At 64.3% G+C, this 18,191-nt stretch carries 22 protein-coding genes and 2 tRNA genes; 6 read left to right on the top strand and 18 right to left on the bottom strand.

The window, feature by feature from the left end; genetic code table 11:
- Nucleotides 1-196: 196 nt before the first annotated feature.
- The 6 genes from H512_RS0116585 to H512_RS0116560 form a co-directional block, all read right to left on the bottom strand.
- Nucleotides 197-272, bottom strand: a tRNA-Phe gene (locus H512_RS0116585).
- Nucleotides 273-429: 157 nt separating this feature from the next.
- A complete protein-coding gene (locus H512_RS24530) occupies nt 430-618 on the bottom strand; it encodes a DNA gyrase inhibitor YacG (protein ID WP_036792274.1) in 189 nt (62 codons plus the stop codon).
- Nucleotides 618-1,247 carry a Maf family nucleotide pyrophosphatase gene (locus H512_RS0116575; protein ID WP_026784395.1) on the bottom strand — a complete coding sequence of 210 codons (630 nt, stop codon included), beginning with the start codon at nt 1,245-1,247 and terminating at the stop codon, nt 618-620. Before H512_RS0116575 ends, H512_RS24530 begins: the two co-directional genes overlap by 1 nt.
- A gap of 89 nt (nt 1,248-1,336) precedes the next feature.
- Nucleotides 1,337-1,555 (bottom strand): translation initiation factor IF-1, encoded by a 219-nt coding sequence (infA, locus tag H512_RS0116570; protein ID WP_026784394.1) that lies wholly within the window; start codon nt 1,553-1,555, stop codon nt 1,337-1,339.
- 135 nt (nt 1,556-1,690) lie between these two features.
- Nucleotides 1,691-2,206, bottom strand: a complete 516-nt coding sequence (locus H512_RS24525; RefSeq protein WP_053239976.1) for an arsenate reductase ArsC — start codon at nt 2,204-2,206, stop codon at nt 1,691-1,693.
- 12 nt (nt 2,207-2,218) lie between these two features.
- A complete protein-coding gene (locus H512_RS0116560) occupies nt 2,219-2,704 on the bottom strand; it encodes a UPF0262 family protein (protein WP_026784393.1) in 486 nt (161 codons plus the stop codon).
- Between the two features lie 200 nt (nt 2,705-2,904).
- On the opposite strand from H512_RS0116560, the gene htpG reads away from it, so the two are divergent.
- The 3 genes from htpG (at nt 2,905) to H512_RS0116545 (ending at nt 7,159) form a co-directional block, all read left to right on the top strand.
- Nucleotides 2,905-4,761 (top strand): molecular chaperone HtpG, encoded by a 1,857-nt coding sequence (htpG, locus tag H512_RS0116555; protein WP_026784392.1) that lies wholly within the window; start codon nt 2,905-2,907, stop codon nt 4,759-4,761.
- Between the two features lie 218 nt (nt 4,762-4,979).
- Nucleotides 4,980-6,662 carry a methyl-accepting chemotaxis protein gene (locus H512_RS0116550; protein ID WP_026784391.1) on the top strand — a complete coding sequence of 561 codons (1,683 nt, stop codon included), beginning with the start codon at nt 4,980-4,982 and terminating at the stop codon, nt 6,660-6,662.
- Nucleotides 6,663-6,913: 251 nt separating this feature from the next.
- A complete protein-coding gene (locus H512_RS0116545; protein ID WP_026784390.1) occupies nt 6,914-7,159 on the top strand; it encodes a YgaP family membrane protein in 246 nt (81 codons plus the stop codon).
- A 6-nt stretch (nt 7,160-7,165) separates the two neighbouring features.
- Here the strand turns inward: H512_RS0116545 and hisD are convergent, their stop codons facing one another.
- The 7 genes from hisD to H512_RS0116510 all read right to left on the bottom strand — a co-directional run bounded on the left by hisD (nt 7,166) and on the right by H512_RS0116510 (nt 12,229).
- Entirely contained in the window at nt 7,166-8,455 is a 1,290-nt protein-coding gene (gene hisD, locus H512_RS0116540; protein WP_026784389.1) for a histidinol dehydrogenase, read from the bottom strand.
- Nucleotides 8,456-8,493: 38 nt separating this feature from the next.
- Nucleotides 8,494-8,925, bottom strand: coding sequence for a DUF2948 family protein (locus H512_RS0116535; protein ID WP_026784388.1), 432 nt, complete (start codon nt 8,923-8,925; stop codon nt 8,494-8,496).
- A gap of 154 nt (nt 8,926-9,079) precedes the next feature.
- Nucleotides 9,080-9,574: an SRPBCC family protein gene (locus H512_RS0116530; RefSeq protein ID WP_026784387.1), complete on the bottom strand. Its 495-nt coding sequence runs from the start codon at nt 9,572-9,574 to the stop codon at nt 9,080-9,082.
- 68 nt (nt 9,575-9,642) lie between these two features.
- Nucleotides 9,643-10,152 (bottom strand): hypothetical protein, encoded by a 510-nt coding sequence (locus H512_RS24520; RefSeq protein WP_053239974.1) that lies wholly within the window; start codon nt 10,150-10,152, stop codon nt 9,643-9,645.
- Entirely contained in the window at nt 10,131-10,589 is a 459-nt protein-coding gene (locus H512_RS0116520; RefSeq protein WP_026784386.1) for a GNAT family N-acetyltransferase, read from the bottom strand. Before H512_RS0116520 ends, H512_RS24520 begins: the two co-directional genes overlap by 22 nt.
- A gap of 4 nt (nt 10,590-10,593) precedes the next feature.
- Nucleotides 10,594-11,883, bottom strand: coding sequence for a UDP-N-acetylglucosamine 1-carboxyvinyltransferase (murA, locus tag H512_RS0116515; RefSeq protein WP_026784385.1), 1,290 nt, complete (start codon nt 11,881-11,883; stop codon nt 10,594-10,596).
- Between the two features lie 145 nt (nt 11,884-12,028).
- A complete protein-coding gene (locus H512_RS0116510) occupies nt 12,029-12,229 on the bottom strand; it encodes a hypothetical protein (protein WP_026784384.1) in 201 nt (66 codons plus the stop codon).
- A 225-nt stretch (nt 12,230-12,454) separates the two neighbouring features.
- Between H512_RS0116510 and H512_RS0116505 the strand changes: the two genes are divergently transcribed.
- The 3 genes from H512_RS0116505 (at nt 12,455) to H512_RS26480 (ending at nt 14,686) form a co-directional block, all read left to right on the top strand.
- Nucleotides 12,455-12,529 (top strand) — tRNA-Thr (locus H512_RS0116505).
- A gap of 188 nt (nt 12,530-12,717) precedes the next feature.
- The gene (locus H512_RS26485) at nt 12,718-14,031 is read left to right on the top strand and encodes a tyrosine-type recombinase/integrase (protein WP_084798552.1); all 1,314 of its coding nucleotides are present in this window, start codon (nt 12,718-12,720) and stop codon (nt 14,029-14,031) included.
- 118 nt (nt 14,032-14,149) lie between these two features.
- Nucleotides 14,150-14,686 carry a methionyl-tRNA formyltransferase-like protein gene (locus H512_RS26480; protein WP_245585436.1) on the top strand — a complete coding sequence of 179 codons (537 nt, stop codon included), beginning with the start codon at nt 14,150-14,152 and terminating at the stop codon, nt 14,684-14,686.
- A 194-nt stretch (nt 14,687-14,880) separates the two neighbouring features.
- Here the strand turns inward: H512_RS26480 and H512_RS26475 are convergent, their stop codons facing one another.
- The 5 genes from H512_RS26475 to H512_RS0116485 all read right to left on the bottom strand — a co-directional run.
- Nucleotides 14,881-15,957, bottom strand: coding sequence for a serine/threonine-protein kinase (locus H512_RS26475; RefSeq protein WP_210162715.1), 1,077 nt, complete (start codon nt 15,955-15,957; stop codon nt 14,881-14,883).
- On the bottom strand, nt 15,954-16,724 hold the full coding sequence (locus tag H512_RS26470; RefSeq protein ID WP_084798551.1) for a protein kinase domain-containing protein: 771 nt from the start codon (nt 16,722-16,724) through the stop codon (nt 15,954-15,956). Before H512_RS26470 ends, H512_RS26475 begins: the two co-directional genes overlap by 4 nt.
- Nucleotides 16,697-17,023 (bottom strand): protein kinase, encoded by a 327-nt coding sequence (locus H512_RS27780; protein WP_026784382.1) that lies wholly within the window; start codon nt 17,021-17,023, stop codon nt 16,697-16,699. The genes H512_RS26470 and H512_RS27780 overlap by 28 nt, the downstream gene beginning before the upstream one ends.
- Nucleotides 17,023-17,742 carry a hypothetical protein gene (locus H512_RS27085; protein ID WP_156899546.1) on the bottom strand — a complete coding sequence of 240 codons (720 nt, stop codon included), beginning with the start codon at nt 17,740-17,742 and terminating at the stop codon, nt 17,023-17,025. The genes H512_RS27780 and H512_RS27085 overlap by 1 nt, the downstream gene beginning before the upstream one ends.
- A 91-nt stretch (nt 17,743-17,833) precedes the next feature.
- Nucleotides 17,834-18,191, bottom strand: a 358-nt coding sequence (locus H512_RS0116485; protein ID WP_156899545.1) for a transposase, incomplete at its 5' end; no start/stop codon positions are given.

Raw genomic sequence — 18,191 nt, 5'->3', positions numbered from 1 at the left:
TCGGGCCTGTCGCCAGCCCCGGCCGTCAGGCGGACGCGGGAAACGGAAGGCAGCAACAAGGCCGTTGCGGCCGCCGACCAGCCCCGAACGACCGGTCACGGCAAAACTACGCTATCATACTCAAGAAATCCGGCACGTGGCGAATCCGCCGTGGACCGGCTGATGAGACGAGATTTTCAGGAGACTGTCAGGGAGATGGTGCCTGAGGGCGGAATTGAACCACCGACACTACGATTTTCAGTCGCATGCTCTACCAACTGAGCTACTCAGGCACTGCCGCGTTCCACCGGGCGTCTGGTCGCGTCCCGACGGCGAAGCATCGGCCTTATAGATAGTCCGCGCCGGCCTGTCCAGAGGGTTTGACGGGAAAAATCAACTCAGCCGGCAAGACATGGAAAAGCCAGCCGATTCAAGGCCGAAGGCATCGGCTCAGGCGCGGCCGTCCGTCTCGTCCTCGTCGGTCGGCAGGTCGTCGTCCTCGACCACCGGGATCGAGTAGGCGCCCTTCAGCCACCTGTTGAGGTCGACATCCTTGCAGCGCTGGCTGCAGAACGGGCGAAAGGCCGGATCGGTCGGCGCGCCGCAGTTGGGGCAGCGGCTGCCCTTGCCGGCGGCCATCAGGCGAGGGCTCCGTCGGCCCAGCCGGCCCGCACCGGATAGCGGGCCGATTCCAGGAGATTGGCCGTCTCGTGGAGCGGCAGGCCGACCACCGATGAATAGGAGCCGGACACGGCGGCGACGAAGGCGCCGGCAAAGCCCTGCACGGCATAGCCGCCGGCCTTGCCCTGCCATTCGCCGGAGGCGAGATAGTCGGCCATCTCGGACGGCGACAGCCGCTTGAAGCGGATGCGCGTCTCGACCAGCTTCTCGCGCAGGCCGGACGGCGTCGCCAGGGCAAGGCCGGTGAACACGCGATGGGTACGGCCGGACAGGAGCGCGATGCAGCCCTCGGCCTCGGCGAAGGTCTCGGCCTTCGGCAGGATGCGGCGGCCGACCGCCACCACCGTGTCGGCGGCCAGCACCAGCACCTCGCGGCCCGGATAATCCTGAAGCGGCACGCGGTGGGCGGCCACCTCGGCCTTGGCGCGGGCAAGCCGGCGGGCGAGACGGCGCGGCAGCTCGCCGCGGCCGGGCGTCTCGTCGACGTCGGACGGCAGCATGAGGTCGGGCGAGATGCCGAGCTGGTCGAGCAGCGCCACGCGGCGCGGGCTGGCGGACGCCAGGACCAGGACGGGACGGTTGGTCATCGGGCTCACCCCTCGGCGGATCGGCACGGCAACGGCTGCCGGCGCCCGGCAGGAGGACGCCGGGCGGACGCGCCGCCGCCTGCCGCCGCTTACTTGAAGCGATAGGTGATGCGGCCCTTGGTGAGGTCGTAGGGCGTCATCTCGACCAGCACCTTGTCACCGGCCAGCACGCGGATGCGGTTCTTGCGCATGCGGCCGGCGGTGTGGGCAATGATCTCGTGGTCGTTCTCGAGACGAACGCGGAAAGTCGCGTTGGGCAGAAGTTCCGAAACGACGCCTGGAAACTCCAGGACTTCTTCCTTGGTCATGCGGGCATTGATCCGTTTTTCGGGAATTGGTGGCGGATAACTAGCTGAAACGCGCCGCAAAATAAACCACCAAGGCGGAAAAAGGCTGCCGAAAAGCGACGAAGACGTCGATTGTCCCGCCCGCAGCGGCATCCGTCAGCCGTTGGCGGCCCTCGATCCCACCTCCACCATGCTCTCGTCGCGCTGGCCGAGGGGGGGCGCCCAGCCGAGCCGGGCCTTGATGCGGGCGGTGAGCTGGTCGCGAACGGCGCGGTATTCGTCGAGAATGTGCTCGCGCGAGCCGGTGGCCAGCGTCGGGTCGGCGGTCGGCCAGTATTCGGCCTCCACCGAATTGTAGCGGGTGTATTCGAGCGCCTTGTGGTGAGCCTCCGGGGCGAGCGACACGATCAGATCGAAGTTGGTGTCCTCAAGGTCCTCGAAGGTCTGCGGCCGGTGGCGGGAGATGTCGAGGCCGATCTCGTCCATCACCGCCACGGCGAAGGGATCGAGTTCGCCCCGGCGGGCGCCGGCGGAATCGATGAAGACGCGGCCGGCAAACAGATGACGGGCGATGGCCGCCGCCATCGGCGAGCGCACCGCGTTGAACGAGCAGGCGAACAGCACCGCACCGGGCCGCTTCACCTCCGTCGCCGTGTTGCCGTCGTCCGTCATGCGCCTCCCGGTTCAGCCCTTCCAGTGCAGTCCGGCGATCAGGGTGAACAGCCGCCGCGCCGTCAGTTTGTCGATGGCGATCTTGCCCGCCAGCTTGTCGCGCAGGATCTCCGCCCCCTCGTCGTGCAGGCCGCGCCGGCCCATGTCGATCGCCTCGATCTGGTTCGGCGTCGACACCTTGATCGCCTCGTAATAGCTGTCGCAGACCAGATAGTAGTCGCGGATGATGCGGCGGAACGGCGTCAGCGACAGGATGTGGGTGGTGACCGGCACGCCGTCCGCCCGGAAGATCTGCAACACCAGGCGGTTGGAGACCATCGACAGGCGCAGCGAGAACTCGCCGCCATCCGCGCCGACCGGCGCGAAGGAATTCTGCTCCAGGAGGTCGAAGATCGCCACCTGCCGCTCGTGGTCGACCTCGCGCGAGATCTTGGCGATCGACGCCTCGTCGAGCGTCACGGAGACGAGGCGTCCGGAACTGGTGGCCGTGTCGGTCACGACGGTCCTCCGAAAAAGGGTCGACGACGCATAGCACGGCCGCCCCGCCCCACGAAGCCGGCAAAGGTCGACCCGGACAGGAGTTTTACGCATGGCTTGCCGGCCGGCGGCAGGCGGCGCTTGACACCGGCTTTCGCCGGCAACACATAGCGGGCGCGCGCCGGCCTGCCGGCCCTCCCCTCATCCACACGAGCGAGACCATGACGCAATCGGAACGCCACAGCTTCGAGGCCGAAGTTTCCCGCCTGCTGCACCTCATGGTGCATTCGGTCTACTCCAACAAGGACATCTTCCTGCGCGAGCTGATCTCGAATGCCGCCGATGCCTGCGAGAAGCTGCGCTATCTTTCCATCGCCGAGCCGCAGCTCGCCGGCGAGGACGGCTTCGCCATCGAGATCTCCGCCGACAAGGACAAGAAGACGCTGACCGTTGCCGACAACGGCATCGGCATGAGCCACGACGAGCTGAAGGACAACCTCGGCACCATCGCCCGCTCGGGCACCCGCGCCTTCCTCGACAGCATCGCCGACAAGGGCGAGGGACAGGCGCTGATCGGCCAGTTCGGCGTCGGCTTCTATTCGGCCTTCATGGTGGCGGACCGCGTCCGCGTCGTCTCCCGCAAGGCCGGCAGCGAGGAGGCCTGGGCCTGGGAATCGGACGGCGCCGGCACCTTCGAACTGACGCCGGTCGACCTTGCCGAGGCGCCGCGGCGCGGCACGGTGGTCGAGCTGCACCTCAACGAGGAGTCGCTGAGCTACGCCGACGGGCACACCATCGACCGCATCGTCCACGAGTATTCGGCGCACGTGCCGGTGCCGATCCGGTTCAGGACCGGCGAGGAGACGCGCGAGCTGGCCGACGGCTCCGCCCTCTGGGTGAAGCCGAAATCGGCGGTGACGGCCGAGGAATACAAGGAATTCTATCACCACGTCGCCACCGCCTGGGACGAGCCGGCGCTGACGCTGCACTACCGCGCCGAGGGCCGGCAGGAATACAACGTGCTGCTGTTCGTGCCGCGCGAGAAGCCGTTCGACCTGTTCGACCCCAGCCGCAAGGGCCGGGTGAAGCTCTACGTCCGCCGGGTGTTCATCACCGACGAGGCGGAAATCCTGCCGGCCTGGCTGCGCTTCGTGCGCGGCGTCATCGACAGCGAGGACCTGCCGCTCAACATCTCGCGCGAGATGCTGCAGAAGAACCCGGTGCTCGAGGCGATCGCCAAGGGCGTCACCGGCCGCGTGCTGTCGGAGCTGGCCAAGCTGGCGGAGACCGACACCGAACTGTTCCAGACGGTGTGGGCGTCGTTCGGCGCGGTGATCAAGGAAGGTCTCTACGAGGCGCCCGAGCGCCGCGACGAACTGTTCAAGGTGGTCCGCTTCAAGACCACCACGTCGGGCGACGGCTGGCGGTCGCTGGCCGACGTCGTCAAGGACTTCAAGGAGAACCAGACGGCGATCTACTACGCCCTCGGCGAGGACGAGACGCAGGTGCTGGCGTCGCCGCATCTCGAAGGCTATGCGGCGCGCGGCCTCGAAGTGCTGATCCTCACCGACCCGGTCGACGCCTTCTGGGTGCGCACCGCCCTCGGCTTCGAGGGCAAGCCATTCAAGTCGGTGACCCAGGGCGAGGCCGACCTCGATGCCGTCAAGCCGCTGGAACCGAAGACGGACGCGACGCCCGGCGCCGAAGTGGCCGGCCTCGTCGCGGCGCTGAAGGAAGCGCTGAAGGACGAGGTCGCCGACGTGCGCACGTCGGCCCGCCTGTCGACCAGCCCGGTCTGCCTCGTCGCCTCGGACTTCGGCCTCGACCGGATGACCGAGAAGCTGGTCGCCCGCCAGGAGGGCAAGGCGGCCTTCGGCAAGCCGGTACTGGAGATCAACGCCGGCCACAGCCTGATCAAGGCGCTGGCCGCCAAAGTGGCGGCCGGCGACGGCGGCGCCGTGGCGGCGGCGGCTCCGCTTCTCTACGGCCAGGCGCGCATCCTCGACGGCGAAGCGCCGCGCGATCCGGCCGCCTTCGCGGCGGCGGTCGCCGGCCTGCTCGAAAAGAGCCTCGCCTGACGACCGGTGCGGGGCGGGAAGGCGTCGGCCTACCGCCCCGGCCTGCCCTTTCTGACAATGTAACCTCTCCTTGTCGCATGTCTTGTCGGGGCGGAAAACAAGACCGCATCCGAATAACTGTCTTTCGTCCAAGTCTTTCTCTGCGTCGTCTCTCCGAAAACTTTCCTTAACCATCCGGGTCTGTAATTCCCTCGTTTCAGTCTGCTTCGGGGGCTTTTATGACTATTTCCCTCAAGACTTCGCTGATGGCGACCATCATCGCGCTTCTGCTGATGACCTGCGGTCTCGGCTGGGTCGCCGTGTCGCAGCTTTCGGCCGCCAACGAACGGATCAGCGAGTTCGCCGACCACAAGCTGCCGCTGGTCAGGAGCCTCGGCGAGATCCGCTATGCGACGACGCGCCTGCGCGTCCGCTCGGCCCGGCTCGCCCAGATCACCGACGCCGGCGAGCGGCAGAAGGCCAAGGGCCTCGCCGACCAGTCGATCGGCGACGTCGACAGGGCGGTGGCCGAGTATGCCGGCCTGATCGGCGGCCTTCCGAAGCAGCAGGAGGTGCTGGCCACCTTCACCGCGAACTGGCCGACCTACGTCGGGATGCACAACGACATCTACCGGGCGATGGTCGACGGCAAGGCCGACGAAGCGTCGACGCTGCTCAACAAGACGTCGCAGCCACCGTTCAACGCCGTCATCGCCGCCCTGCAGTCGGGCATCGACCAGGTCGACGCCGACGTCGCCGCCGCCCAGGCCGAGGCCGTCGCCGGCTACAGACAGGCCTTCGCGCTCACCGTCGGCACCATCGCCGCCGGCATCGTGCTAGCGCTCGGTGCGCTGGCCTTCGTCTTCTACGGCGTGGTGCGGCCGCTGCACCGCATCGCAGCCGCCATGGCCGGGGTGGCCGGCGGCGATCTCTCAACCGCCATCCCCTATGCCGACGCCAGGAACGAAATCGGCGAGATGGCGTCGACGCTGAAGGTGTTCCGCGACGGCCTCACCGAGGCGGAGCGGCTGCGGCGGGCCGGCGCCGAGGCCGAGACGCGCAGCCGCGAGCGGCTGCTCGCCGAGCGCGCCGCCCTCGCCGACCATTTCGAGACGGCCATGGGAACGCTGGCCGGCGGCTTCGTCCAGTCGTCCGACGAGGTGGCCGACGCCGCCCGCAACCTCGCCGCCACCGCCGAGGAGACCAGCCGGCAGGCGCAGGCGGTGAGCGGCGCCGCCGAGACCGCCTCGGAGAACATGCAGACGGTGGCGGCCGGCACCGAGGAGCTGTCGGCCTCGGTGCGCGAGATCACCACGCAGGTGACACGCTCGGCCGACATCGCCCGCAGCGCCGCCAGGGAGGCGCAACGCTCGAACGACAACGTCAAGGCGCTGTCCGCCTCGGCGCAGGGCATCGGCGAGGTGGTGGAGCTGATCCGGGCGATCGCCGAGCAGACCAACCTTCTCGCCCTCAACGCCACCATCGAGGCGGCGCGCGCCGGTGAGATGGGCAAGGGCTTCGCCGTCGTCGCCTCGGAGGTGAAGAACCTGGCCGGCCAGACCGCCAAGGCCACCGAGGAGATCGCCCGCAAGATCCAGGAGATGCAGGCGGCGACCTCGGTCACCGTCGACAGCATCTCGCTGATCGTGACGACCATCGGCACCATCCAGGAGGTGACGCAGTCGATCGCCGGCGCGGTGGAGGAACAGGGGGCGGCAACCACCGAGATCGCCGGCAACACCCAACGGGCGGCCAGCGGCGCCAACGACGTCACCGGCAACATCGCCGGTGTCGGCACCGCCGCCGAGATGACCGGCTCGGCCGCGACCCAGTTGATGGCCCTGTCCGGCGCCTTGCAGACCCAGGCCGCCAGGCTGAAGGACGAGGTGGCCGGCTTCGTGACCGGCCTCAGATCCGCCTGATCGCCGCCCCTGGCAATTGCCGATCGAGGCGCGGCTCCGGCCGCGCCTTTTTCCATTGTTTTCTCGCATTTTGGCGCGTTGCCGGCCGCCTCCGGCGGGTCTAGGTTCGGGGCGTGGAAACGGGCTTTTCGGCGTCCAGCGCAATTCCCGCACAAGCGGGAACAGGTTCTGCGTCCGGAATTGCGTCTCAACAAAGAGATGGGGCATTTCCGGCGAACGGCGTTCACCGGAGATGCTGAAGGGAGAGTGTCATGATCAAGAATGTCGGCTCGACCGATCGCCTCATCCGGCTCATCGCCGGCGCCATCCTCATCATCATCGCCGTGCCGTCGCTGGCCGGCATGGCCTTCGTCGGCCTCGGCGGCTGGGCGTGGCTGGTCGGCCTCGTCGGCGTCGTCCTGCTGGCGACCGGGCTGCTCAACTTCTGCTACGTCTACACGCTTCTGGGCATCAACACCGGCAAGACGAGCGGAACCAGCACCGGCCAGCCGAGATAACGCCGGTCACTCGAGCCGGATCGCCACGCTGCGCGCATGGCCGCCGAGGCCTTCGACCTCGGCGAGCGTGATGGCGGCTGGCCCGATGCGGCGCAACGCGGCCGGCGGCACCTTCAGGATCGACGTGCGCTTCATGAAGTCGAGCACGCCGAGGCCGGAGGAGAAGCGGGCCGAACGGGCGGTCGGCAGCACGTGGTTGGAGCCGCCGACATAGTCGCCGACCGCCTCCGGCGTGTGGTGGCCGACGAAGACGGCGCCGGCATTGCGGACGCGGCCGAGCATGGCCTCGGGATCGGCGACGGCCAGTTCCAGATGCTCGGGGGCGATGCGGTCGGCGAGCGGCACGGCGTTGTCGAGATGTTCCACCAGGATGACGGCGCCGAAGTCGGCCCATGACGCGGCGGCGATGCCGCCGCGCGGCAGCTCGGCGAGCTGGCGTTCCACCGCCTGCTCCACCGCCTCGGCGAGGCCGGCATCGTCGGTGATCAGGATCGACTGCGCCGCCTTGTCGTGTTCGGCCTGGGCCAGGAGATCGGCGGCCAGCCAGTCGGCATCGTTGTTGCGGTCGGCGATGATCAGCACTTCCGACGGACCGGCGATCATGTCGATGCCGACGGTGCCGAACACCCGCCGCTTGGCGGCGGCGACATAGGCGTTGCCGGGGCCGACGATCTTGGCCACCGGCCGGATGGTGTCGGTGCCGTAGGCGAGCGCCGCCACGGCCTGGGCGCCGCCGACGCGGTAGACCTCGTCGACGCCGGCGAGGCGGGCGGCGCACAGCACCAGCGGATTGACGGCACCGCCGGGCGTCGGCACCACCATCACCAGACGGTCGACGCCGGCCACCTTGGCCGGCACGGCATTCATCAGCACCGACGACGGATAGCTCGCCGTGCCGCCCGGCACGTAGAGGCCGACCGCCTCCACCGCCGTCCAGCGCGAGCCGAGTTCGACGCCGATGGCGTCGGTGTAGCGGTCGTCCTCGGGCTTCTGGCCGGCGTGATGGCTGTCGATGCGGTCGCGGGCGAGCTTCAGCGCCTCCATCACCTCGGGCTTCACCTCGGCGACGGCGGCGTCGATCTCCGCCTCGGAGACGCGAAGGCCGGCCGCCCGGCTGTCGAAGCGGTCGAGCTTCACCGTCCAGTCGTGCAGCGCCGCGTCGCCGCGCGCCCTGACATCGGCGATGATGTCGGCAACGGCGGCGTCGACGTCGGCCGACACCTCGCGCTTGGTGGTCAGAAAAGCGGCAAAGCGGGCCTCGAAGTCGGGCGCGCGGTCGTCGAGGCGGATCGCCACGGGGGCCTCCAGGAAAGGTCGAAAGGGGTCGGGACGGGTCAGGCGAGGTCGTGGGTCGGCTGGTGGTCGGTAGACCAGGCCGCACCGAGGTCGGTGAGGCTCGCCTCGATGCACTCGACGTCGAGCCGCAGCGAGCCGCCGCCGGCGAACTCCAGGAAGATCCGGCCCGACGGATCGTCGTCGTCGCCTTCGAAGCGGATGGTGAGCAGGCTGACGACGGCATCAGGGAAGTCGCGACGGATGTGGGCCGACTTGACCGCCTCGACGCGGGCGAAGTGCAGGAGGCTGCGCCGCCGCTCCTTGCCGTGGCCACCGGCCTTCTCCCAGACGTAGCGGTTGAGTTCGATGGTCAGGCGGCGCTCGGCCGGCCGCCAGACGATGTCGCCGACCTTGCCGACGGCATCCTGCGCGTGGGCGGCGATCACCTTGAGGTCTTCGGCGTCGAGGGCCGCAAGTTTCAGCATGTCCATGGAGGGCTGTCCGCTCCTGTCCCAATGGCGGGAAACCAACACGAATTCGTCCCGCCGAGTTGCCTTGAGATAGGGCGGAAGCCGCGCGGAAGCAAGGCTTTGTCGGTTTTTCCACGCAGCGGACAGGCTGGCCGGGGGATGATGCCGATGGCCGTCAGCTCTCTCCGGCCATCGCCTCGACCAGCTGGTCGAGGGCGGCGCCCCAGCCGTCGTGGAAGCCCATGTCCTCATGATGCTTCCGCGCCTTGGCGGTGGCGTGCATGGCATGCGCCCGGTAGCGGGTGCCGCCCGCCTCCTCGGCGAAGGTCAGGGCGCCGGTGAACAGGAAGTCGCCCTCTCCCGTCGGAGCGGGGTTGGGACGGAAGCCCTCGCCGAGCGCCGAGGTCCAGACCAGCAGGCTTTCCGGCTCGACGGCGAGATAGCAGCCGGAGCCGGGAAACTCCTCGCCCTCGGGCGAGCGCATCACCGTCACGAAGCGGCCGCCGGGGCGGAGGTCGATCTCGGCGTGCACCGTCAGCCACGGCCGCGGGCAGAACCATTTCTTCAACTGCTCGGGCTCGGTCCAGGCCTTCCAGACCAGCCGGCGCGGCGTCGGCACGAGGCGTTCCAGCACCAGGTCGAGTTCGGGATTGAAGGCGATGTTGATCATGGCGTCCGGTCCTCCCGGAAAGGCGGCTCGCGCCGCGGACCCCCATTATGCCGGAGCCGGCCGTCATATCAACTTCTACGTATGGGTCGCGCCGGAAGCAGGGCGCCGAGCCCGTCGAGAATGACGTCCACGGTCGCCTCGACGCCCGGCGTGCCGGTGATGGTGAGGTCGCTGAAGGCGCGGTCGTGATAGCCCTCGGCGTACATCTCGCGGATGCGGGCGCGCTCCCCGTCGTCCAGCCGCCGGACGCCCCGATCGCCGAGCACGACCTCGATGGGCGGCGCCAGCGTCACCGTCATCAGGCGCCGGCCGGCGGCGTCGGCGGCGACCTTGAGGCGGGCATGATCCGCCGCGCGCAGCGGATAGGCCAGGACCAGCATGCCGGCCGGATTGGCGGCGATCTCCGACGACAGCCGGCAAAGGCTCGCCTCGATGGTCACCTCGAGCGGGGCGTCGTCCGGCACGCCGTTGTCATCGCCGTCGATGAAGGCGGCACCGTCGATCGCCGCCGCCAGAGCCTTGCCGACGGTGGTCTTGCCGGCGTTGATCGGGCCGTTCAGGACGACGACGATCCGCATGGCTGCACCTTGTAGACGATGAGGCCGCTGGCCGGCGCAAAGCGGTCATAGAGGCGGCGGGCGGGATTGTCGGCGTGGGTGTGCCAGTAGAGCCGGTTCCAGCCCTTCGCCCCGGCCAGCGCCCGGAGGTCGTCGATCAGCGCCCGGCCGACGCCCCGGCCACGCAACGCCGCATCGACGTAGAGGTCTTCGAGATAGCAGTGCGGCGTCAGCGCCCAGCTGCCCTCGTGCAGCAGGTAGAGCGCAAGGCCGACGGTGGCACCGTCCAGATCGGCGAGACGGCAGAACACCGGACTCACGGGATCGAGGATGCGCGCCCAGGTGTGGGCGGTGACATCCTCCGGCACGGTGGCGCCGAGATGGGCGAGATAGCCGGCCCAGAGGCGGCGCCAGACGCCCTCGTCGCTCGCCTCGGCCTCGCGGATGCGGATGACCATGGCGTCAGCCGCTGATCCGCTCGATCACCGCGCCGCAGCGGCCGAGCTTGTCCTCAAGCCGCTCGAAGCCGCGGTCGAGATGGTAGACGCGGTTGATCACCGTCTCGCCCTCGGCGGCGAGGCCGGCGATCACCAGCGACACCGAGGCGCGGAGGTCGGTAGCCATCACCGGGGCGCCCTTCAGCCGCTCGACGCCCTCGACGGTGGCCACCTGCCCTTCGAGACCGATGCGGGCGCCGAAGCGGGCAAGTTCGGCGACGTGCATGAAGCGGTTCTCGAAGATGGTCTCGGTGATGCGCGAGGTGCCGCGCGCCCGGGTCATCAGCGCCATGAACTGCGCCTGGAGGTCGGTCGGGAAGCCGGGGAAGGGATCGGTGACGATGTCGGCGGCGACGATGCCGGCACCGTTGCGGCTGACCCGCAGGCCGGAATTGGTCTCGACGATGTCGGCGCCGACGCGGCGCAGCACGTCGATCGGCGCCTCGATCAGCGAGGCATCGCCGCCTTCCAGCAGCACGTCGCCGCCGGCCATCGCCACGGCCATGGCATAGGTGCCGGTTTCGATGCGGTCGGCGACCACCCGGTGGCGGGCACCACGCAGGCGGTCGACACCTTCGATGACGATGGTCGACGTGCCAGCGCCGGAGATGCGGGCGCCCATGGCGGTGAGGCAGCGTGCAAGATCGACCACCTCCGGCTCGCGGGCGGCATTCTCGATCACCGTCTCGCCGCGGGCCAGCGTCGCTGCCATCATGATGACGTGGGTGGCGCCGACCGACACCTTGGGGAAGACCACCCTGTTGCCGACGAGGCCGCCGGGCGCCTTAGCCACCACGTAGCCGCTCTCGACGTCGATCCTGGCGCCCAGCCGCTCGAGACCCATCAGGAACAGGTCGACCGGCCGCGTGCCGATGGCGCAGCCGCCGGGCAGCGACACGCGCGCCTCGTGCATGCGGGCCAGCAGCGGACCGATCACCCAGAAGCTCGCCCGCATGGTGGAGACCAGCTCGTAGGGCGCGGTGGTGTCGGTGATCGAGCGGGCGGTCAGCGACACGGTCTGGCCGGTGAGGAGCCCCTCGCCCTGGCGCTTGCCGTTGACGCCGTAGTCGGCGCCATGATTGACGAGGATGTTGGTGAGCTGGCGCACGTCGGCGAGACGGGGAACGTTTTCGAGCGTCAGAGTCTCGTCGGTGAGCAGGCTGGCGATCATCAGCGGCAGCGCCGCGTTCTTGGCGCCGGAAATCGGAATGGTGCCGGTGAGTGGATTGCCGCCGACGATCCTGATCTTGTCCATAGTCACCTCGGCCGGTCCAGCCGGCAAATCGCTCCGGAGCGGCGGCCGCTGCCGGCCCTGCCCCAAACCCTGGTTTCCCGCGCGGCGCTTCATGCGAGCGGCCCGCGGCTTTTTTCGGGCGGACGCCCGCCGAGCGGCGGAGCGGCTAGCCGTTGTCCGGCTTGTCTTCGGCGGCCGGCCGGGCCGCGTCGAGCCCCACCCGCAGGTCGGCCTCGCCGGCGCGGCGGCCGCGCGCCTGCGCCTTCCGCTTCAGGAGGTTGTCGCGCAGCGCCTCGGCAAGCCGCCGCTCGCGCTCCGCTTTCGATCCGCCCTTGCCGCCCTTCGCCGTGCCGCCGTCGCCCGTCATGATGCCGCGCCATTGTTTTCCGGCCTTCCTTGCGATCCTTTTTCCCGCCTTTCAAGGGATTTCGTCGGCAAAGCCGGCTTTTCCCGCCGCTTTGCGGCAACGCGTGGCGACGGCGGCATTCCAGCCACTCAATTTCCTCCGCAATGGGGTTGCGTGGGGCACCGAACTGTGGCAGGAGAACGCCCGTCCCCGACGGCCGATCCGGCCGGCATCCGGACGCCCGATGCTGCGGTAGCTCAGTGGTAGAGCACTCCCTTGGTAAGGGAGAGGTCGAGAGTTCAATCCTCTCTCGCAGCACCATTAATCTCTTGAAATAGCTGAGCTTTTCCTGAGAATTCCGCAGGTTTCCGGGACAAAACGGGCTAGCACGCTGTTAGCACGAGGTTGTCCCGCTTATTATTTTTCAATAAGTTAGCGGTAGCGTGCAGCGTGCTATTAGCACACACCTAGCACACCGACGCAGCACAGTAACTCGCTGGTGGCGACCCATGGATCAGCCCAAACTGCCCTATGTCGTATTTTCCCGAGTGGATAGCCCAAGCCTCTGGGTTCGATTCTCCCTACCGGGACAAGGGCAGAAACGCATTTGCCTCAAAACACCAAACGAGGAAGACGCCAAGCGACGCGCCGAGATCGAATACCAACGCGCTCTCTGGAGCGCCGAGCAAGGCACGCTTCCGGGAAGGACGTCGTTCGACAAGGTCGCCCGTCAATATCTCGAAAGCGCCCAACTGGAAGCCGGAAGCAATCCGTCCAAACTCTCCAAGGTCGCAGCCGACCTAGGCGTGCTTGACCGCTATATGGTCCCCTTCTTCGGTAGAAGCCCCATAACAGCCATCAGCGTCCCGAAGCTTCACAGCTACATGGAATGGCGACGAAGCTACTGGACGAGCGGTCCTGGGGCAAAAGAGACGCATATCGCCTACGAGCGAAAGGGGCGCCGGGTGATCCGTCCTGCCCAGCATATTGAGGCAACGCTGAGCACGTTGCGCCGAGAAGCCGTCACCATGCGGTCGGTGTTCAAACACGCTGTGCGGCTGGGCTACCTCAAGGCATCGGACATTCCCAAGATCGACCTAGTCGCTGAAGAGCGGAACAAACGGCCGTCCTTCACTGATGCCGAGGTTGCCAAGCTCATGCAGGTCGCAGAGCAACGGATGATCGACGTTCTCGACATCCGGAAGCGAGGCAAGCAGTCGAACACCTGGAAGGGTGCCGACGGAAGAGACATCGTCTCCTCTGTCAGCCGCGTCGGCTATGAGCGGATGGTGCTCTACTGCTTCATCGGCATCGCGCTCGAAACCGGCATGCGACCAACCGAGCTGTTTAATCTCGACTGGGGGCACATCGTCGGTTTCAAAGAGGAACGTAACAAGCCAATCAGCCAGCAGCGGATTCGCATCCTGGCCTATGGCAAAGGCAAGAAGCCTCAGCAGCTCGTCCCAAATATCGAGGCCTTCGCAAGCTTCATCAATCTATGGGAAGCGTTCAAAACCGTTCACGGACGGGAACCGAGAGACAACGAGCCGGTGTTCGTCAACGCCTCCGGTGAACGAGCGCAATCTTACAAGAAGAGCCTCAACGCTCTCTTGGAAGCGGCCAAGCTCAAGACCGACGTGTTCGGCCAAGTTCGATCCGCCTACAGTTTCCGGCACACCTATGCGACCCGGCAGCTCAGGAAGGGCACGGACGTCTACACTCTGGCGATCAACATGCGAACGTCCGTCCGGATGATCGAGATGTACTACTCGGACGTGGTGCCAGAGGATTTGGCGAAGCAGTTGGAGGGGAGCTACGATTGATGACAGTTGACGAAATTCGCAAAACAAGCGCAACACAAGCAAAGAAGGGCTTTCTAGGCTTGTCAGGAAGCTGATGACCGCAGGCCAATGAGCCTTGATACCGTTTCCGGAGAAAGCCGTGCAGGAGCTGAACCAAATACTCGCCCAAGCCACCGCATCAATCGAGCATTTGTATTTCCAGTTGCCTATTGATGGAAGCGACCCAATCTTTCGCGAACGCGTCTATTGTTATGAGCTGTACCACCAACTTCGACGGCTTTGGCCGCAAGAAACGCCGTTCAGTCTGAACGGCGAGGTTGATAAACAGGGACACGCCTTAATCAAGGCTAAGGGTGCCCGCGTTGCGTCACCCGATCTCCTCATTCACACTCCTGGCTCTATGGACGGTAATCACGCAATCATCGAGGTTAAACCCGGATCTGCGCAATTGAACGGAGTGTGCAAGGATATTCGGACGCTATCGGAATACTGCACACTCATCGGCTACAAACGCGCGATATATTTGTTCTACGGGGGGCTTCCACTACCTCTGATCAAACGCGCGATCAAATGCGTCGCAAATGAGGGTAAGCCAATCCTCCCCATTGAGCTATGGTTTCATCCACACCCAGGGACGCCTGCGGAGGCTATCGGCACGCTACAACAATTTGCCTAGAGCTAGGGATGCTTTGGCAATGCTGAATTAGTCTGCAGGAAAGCAGACACACATCAAGGCGCTTCAGACTGTTTGTACCCTCAGACTTGTTTCACCGTCATGCGCAAGCGCCAGCCCACGCTGTAGACTGAAGAACAATGTTAATCTTTTCAGGCGAGTGCCGACCAATGAACAGCAAAGATGAATCAACTATCTTAAACGGCTTTCACAATCGGAAACGCTCGACGCGAAGGTGCCCCTGGATGGGCCGTCATCCAAATATGATCGCCAACAGCCAGAGCGGATGCGGCGTAGACCGATTTAATATGACAAAAAACGTCGCTGCTCGTTGTTGATGCGAAACCCCAGCTAGTGTTATCGAACCTTTTTATCGTGCCGAATTCGCGAGCAAGGGTTGAGTAGTAAAGTTCTTCGCAGGCTGCAACCAGTTGATCAGCCGTTGGGCGCGTCGAAGGATCTTTCTGCATACACGTCGTAATCAAAGTAAAAATTGCGTCGGCAAACGGTGCGAACTGCGTGTTGCCCACTAAAGCATGAGGCAAGGCCGGCACTATTGCCGCCTGAATTAGCGGCACAGCTTTGTAACCTGCACCAAAAGGTCGCTTGCCAGTCAAAATCTCAAAAGTTATCGCGCCAATCGCCCAAACATCGGCAGGCTTCCCTGCGTTTTTCATGTCATCGATAGTTTCGGGGGCCATATATGGCAATGCTCCCAGTGCGGTCTGAGAGCTAGTCAACCCCTCTTCATCACCCGCTATTGCGTCCCCGATCTCCTCCTGAGCCATTTTGGCAATACCGAAGTCCGTAATCTTGAATCCAGCAAAGTCTCGGCCACCTAGAACCATGATGTTCGTCGGTTTGAGGTCGCGATGGATCACATTTACATGGTGTGATGCGGCCAACCCTTTAGCGAGATGATGCGTTACGCGGCCGGCCGCAAACGGGTCGAGCATTGTTACATGATGTTTCAAAAAATGCCCTAAGTCACAGCCCTCGATGAGTTCCTCTACCAAGTAGAATCGGTCACCGTCTTCCACATAGTCTAGCGTCTTGGCCACGTTGTCATGGTTGACGCGAGCGCTCAGTATAGCGCTTCTGTTAAAGCGTTTCTTTGCCGAGGGATTCTTGGGCGACTTTAAGGCTGCGTCGCGTTCAAGCAGTCGGTCACGAACGCGATAGACCTCTTGCATACCCCCCTGACCGATGTAACCAGTGACTTGATAACGGCCTCCTACCAAGTCATCTATTGCGTGCAGAACTCCGTTGCTCAAAGAACTACCTCCGGGTGCGTAACATCAAAAGTGATGTAGCGCCTGTTAAATCCGAGATTTGGACCACCGAGCGTTATGACGCACGCGCCAGGGAGCTTCTGCGGTGGAACAATACTCATGTTGTTGATATAGACGTTGCCAACAATATTCGTAGCGATAAAATCATAGCCATCGTACCTCACATCAACAGACCCGAGCGCGCCCGCGCTGAGTTTTACAGACTGGTCTATTTTGCTAAGGTAATGGATCTTGTCACCGACTATCATCGTCGCTTTATGTCGGCCGTGTAACAAATGACGCCCGAGTATATTTCGGACATTCTCCATACTTGGGCGGGCAGCCGGTTCTTCGGATAAACATTGATTGAGTACAGCAGCAATCGAAGACGGGAGGGTAAGTGCTTGCATACCGAAGTCCGCATCTTCACAGGGCAGACTCGGAGGGATCGCGCGCAAATCGTTAGGTAGCTTTCCTCGAATCAATTTGAGCGCCGTGGCGCCAAAGGCAAAAACATCGACTGCCGATGTGAAGTTCACTTTCTGCAACGCTGGAGCGCAAAGTTCTGGCGCAATGTATCCTTGCGTCCCAACCGTTCCGATAGTCTCACAATTCACGCCCCCCATGCGGGACAAGCCAAAATCAAAAATCCGGAGGCAGCCCTCTGCGTCAATCTTCATATTGTTGGGCTTAATATCCCGGTGAACCACTCCGACCGCATGAATGTCGGCTAGACCACACGCTATCGCGTAGACATGTCGGAGGAGCATCTGAACTCGGCAACGGGGATGACTTCATTCAGGTCCTGCCCGGGAATGAACTCCTCAACTATTGCAATCACTGCACCTGAGGTATCTTTAATTACGTCGTAAATTTGTACAACATGCTTGGACCGGATCGCGCTTAGGGCCCTGACCTCGTCGAGAATTCGCTTTTGATCCACTCCGCTCTGCAACACCTTAACGAGCACATCGCGTTCGAGATGCTTGTCCGTACATCTGAAGGCGGTCGACATTCCCCCGCCAGAAAAAGGCTGGCCGACTTTCTCGTAACGGGCGGGCAGTTTCATTATTTGTCCTCATCCGGTCGGGTAGCCGGAACGGAAAACTGAACATCAACTTCGTTGCTAGGTTCATCCAACGGAAGTCGATCAACGGCTTCAACTTTCGGGTGAGCCCGACGCGGCTTTGATTTGCGTGCCTTCGCCGGCTTCGCGTTCACCTTGGCGGACGGAGGCTTGGAGGCAGGCTGGCTGTTGAGAGGCTTCTCGGACCCTGGAGGATTTTCAACCCGCTTGCTCATCTCACTAGGTTGAGAATCGGGCGAAGGATGGTTGCGCTTATTGTCCTGCCGTTCCCATACCTCCGGCCCTGCAAACTGGATGGATAGAGTATCGCTGGGAAGTATTGCCAACAACTCGTTCTCAGCGCTTTCCTCGAAAATTTCGGCCTGTCTTCCGATAGGGAGTAGTATGGCGGACGCATTGTCACGCCCACCGGTTATTTCCGAAAGTGTAAGAAGCTTACGAATGAGATCATTGCCCCCCGCCGCTGCCGCAATGACCCGCTGGAACACAGAATGGGGCACATCGTGCGCACCGTCGGACGTCAACAGCATGGAACTAAATTGTCCCTGAACGAGCGCGATCTGAGCTTCCATTTCCTCGCCCATGCCAACGAACTGCAACAATCGCGAGTCTTTGGGTCCCTCTGCCTCTCCTTCTTGGCGTCTCAGCAGAGCGTTGATGGTATCATCACGACTTAGTTGTTCGACGGCGCGATCGGGCATTATGCCGTAGATTCTGCTATCTCCTACGTGACAAAGCATGGTCACGTCATGAGACAAAATCACGGCGGAAAGTGTAGTACCACCACTCCCCCTAGGTTGCGTTGACAAAAGCCGTTATCCAGATCATCGCGGCGGCGAGGTTGAGGAAACTCTCGTATGAAAGTCTCGTCTTGTCGTAGCGCGTGGCGATGCGTCGAAACTGTTTGATGCGATTGAACATGCGCTCGATACGGTTGCGATCCTTGTAGGCTTTGAAGTCGCACGATGGCGGATCGCGGCGATTTGCGCGTGGCGGGATGACCGGCAGAATGGCTCGCATCAACAGGCTGGAACGGACGTCGTCGCCATCGAAACCCTTGTCCGCCAACATTTTTCTGGGCTTTGCGACCGGCAGAGCCAGAAGAGGCTCGACGCCGAGATAGTCGGAAACCTCCCCACCGGTCAGGACA

The sequence above is a fragment of the Pleomorphomonas koreensis DSM 23070 genome (assembly GCF_000425185.1).
GTDB lineage: Bacteria > Pseudomonadota > Alphaproteobacteria > Rhizobiales > Pleomorphomonadaceae > Pleomorphomonas > Pleomorphomonas koreensis.
This window is presented reverse-complemented; position numbering and strand designations above follow the sequence as displayed.

Coding starts and splice junctions, on each gene's coding strand:
- H512_RS24520 (WP_053239974.1), bottom strand. CDS start 10,152: ATGCGGATCGTCGTCGTCCTGAACGGCCCGATCAACGCCGGCAAGACC.
- H512_RS0116520 (WP_026784386.1), bottom strand. CDS start 10,589: ATGGTCATCCGCATCCGCGAGGCCGAGGCGAGCGACGAGGGCGTCTGG.
- murA (WP_026784385.1), bottom strand. CDS start 11,883: ATGGACAAGATCAGGATCGTCGGCGGCAATCCACTCACCGGCACCATT.
- infA (WP_026784394.1), bottom strand. CDS start 1,555: ATGACCAAGGAAGAAGTCCTGGAGTTTCCAGGCGTCGTTTCGGAACTT.
- H512_RS0116575 (WP_026784395.1), bottom strand. CDS start 1,247: ATGACCAACCGTCCCGTCCTGGTCCTGGCGTCCGCCAGCCCGCGCCGC.
- H512_RS0116530 (WP_026784387.1), bottom strand. CDS start 9,574: ATGATCAACATCGCCTTCAATCCCGAACTCGACCTGGTGCTGGAACGC.
- H512_RS27780 (WP_026784382.1), bottom strand. CDS start 17,023: ATGAAACTGCCCGCCCGTTACGAGAAAGTCGGCCAGCCTTTTTCTGGC.
- H512_RS26470 (WP_084798551.1), bottom strand. CDS start 16,724: ATGCTCCTCCGACATGTCTACGCGATAGCGTGTGGTCTAGCCGACATT.
- htpG (WP_026784392.1), top strand. CDS start 2,905: ATGACGCAATCGGAACGCCACAGCTTCGAGGCCGAAGTTTCCCGCCTG.
- H512_RS0116550 (WP_026784391.1), top strand. CDS start 4,980: ATGACTATTTCCCTCAAGACTTCGCTGATGGCGACCATCATCGCGCTT.
- H512_RS26485 (WP_084798552.1), top strand. CDS start 12,718: ATGGATCAGCCCAAACTGCCCTATGTCGTATTTTCCCGAGTGGATAGC.
- H512_RS24530 (WP_036792274.1), bottom strand. CDS start 618: ATGGCCGCCGGCAAGGGCAGCCGCTGCCCCAACTGCGGCGCGCCGACC.
- H512_RS27085 (WP_156899546.1), bottom strand. CDS start 17,742: ATGCCCGATCGCGCCGTCGAACAACTAAGTCGTGATGATACCATCAAC.
- H512_RS0116545 (WP_026784390.1), top strand. CDS start 6,914: ATGATCAAGAATGTCGGCTCGACCGATCGCCTCATCCGGCTCATCGCC.
- H512_RS0116510 (WP_026784384.1), bottom strand. CDS start 12,229: ATGACGGGCGACGGCGGCACGGCGAAGGGCGGCAAGGGCGGATCGAAA.
- H512_RS0116535 (WP_026784388.1), bottom strand. CDS start 8,925: ATGGACATGCTGAAACTTGCGGCCCTCGACGCCGAAGACCTCAAGGTG.
- H512_RS24525 (WP_053239976.1), bottom strand. CDS start 2,206: ATGACGGACGACGGCAACACGGCGACGGAGGTGAAGCGGCCCGGTGCG.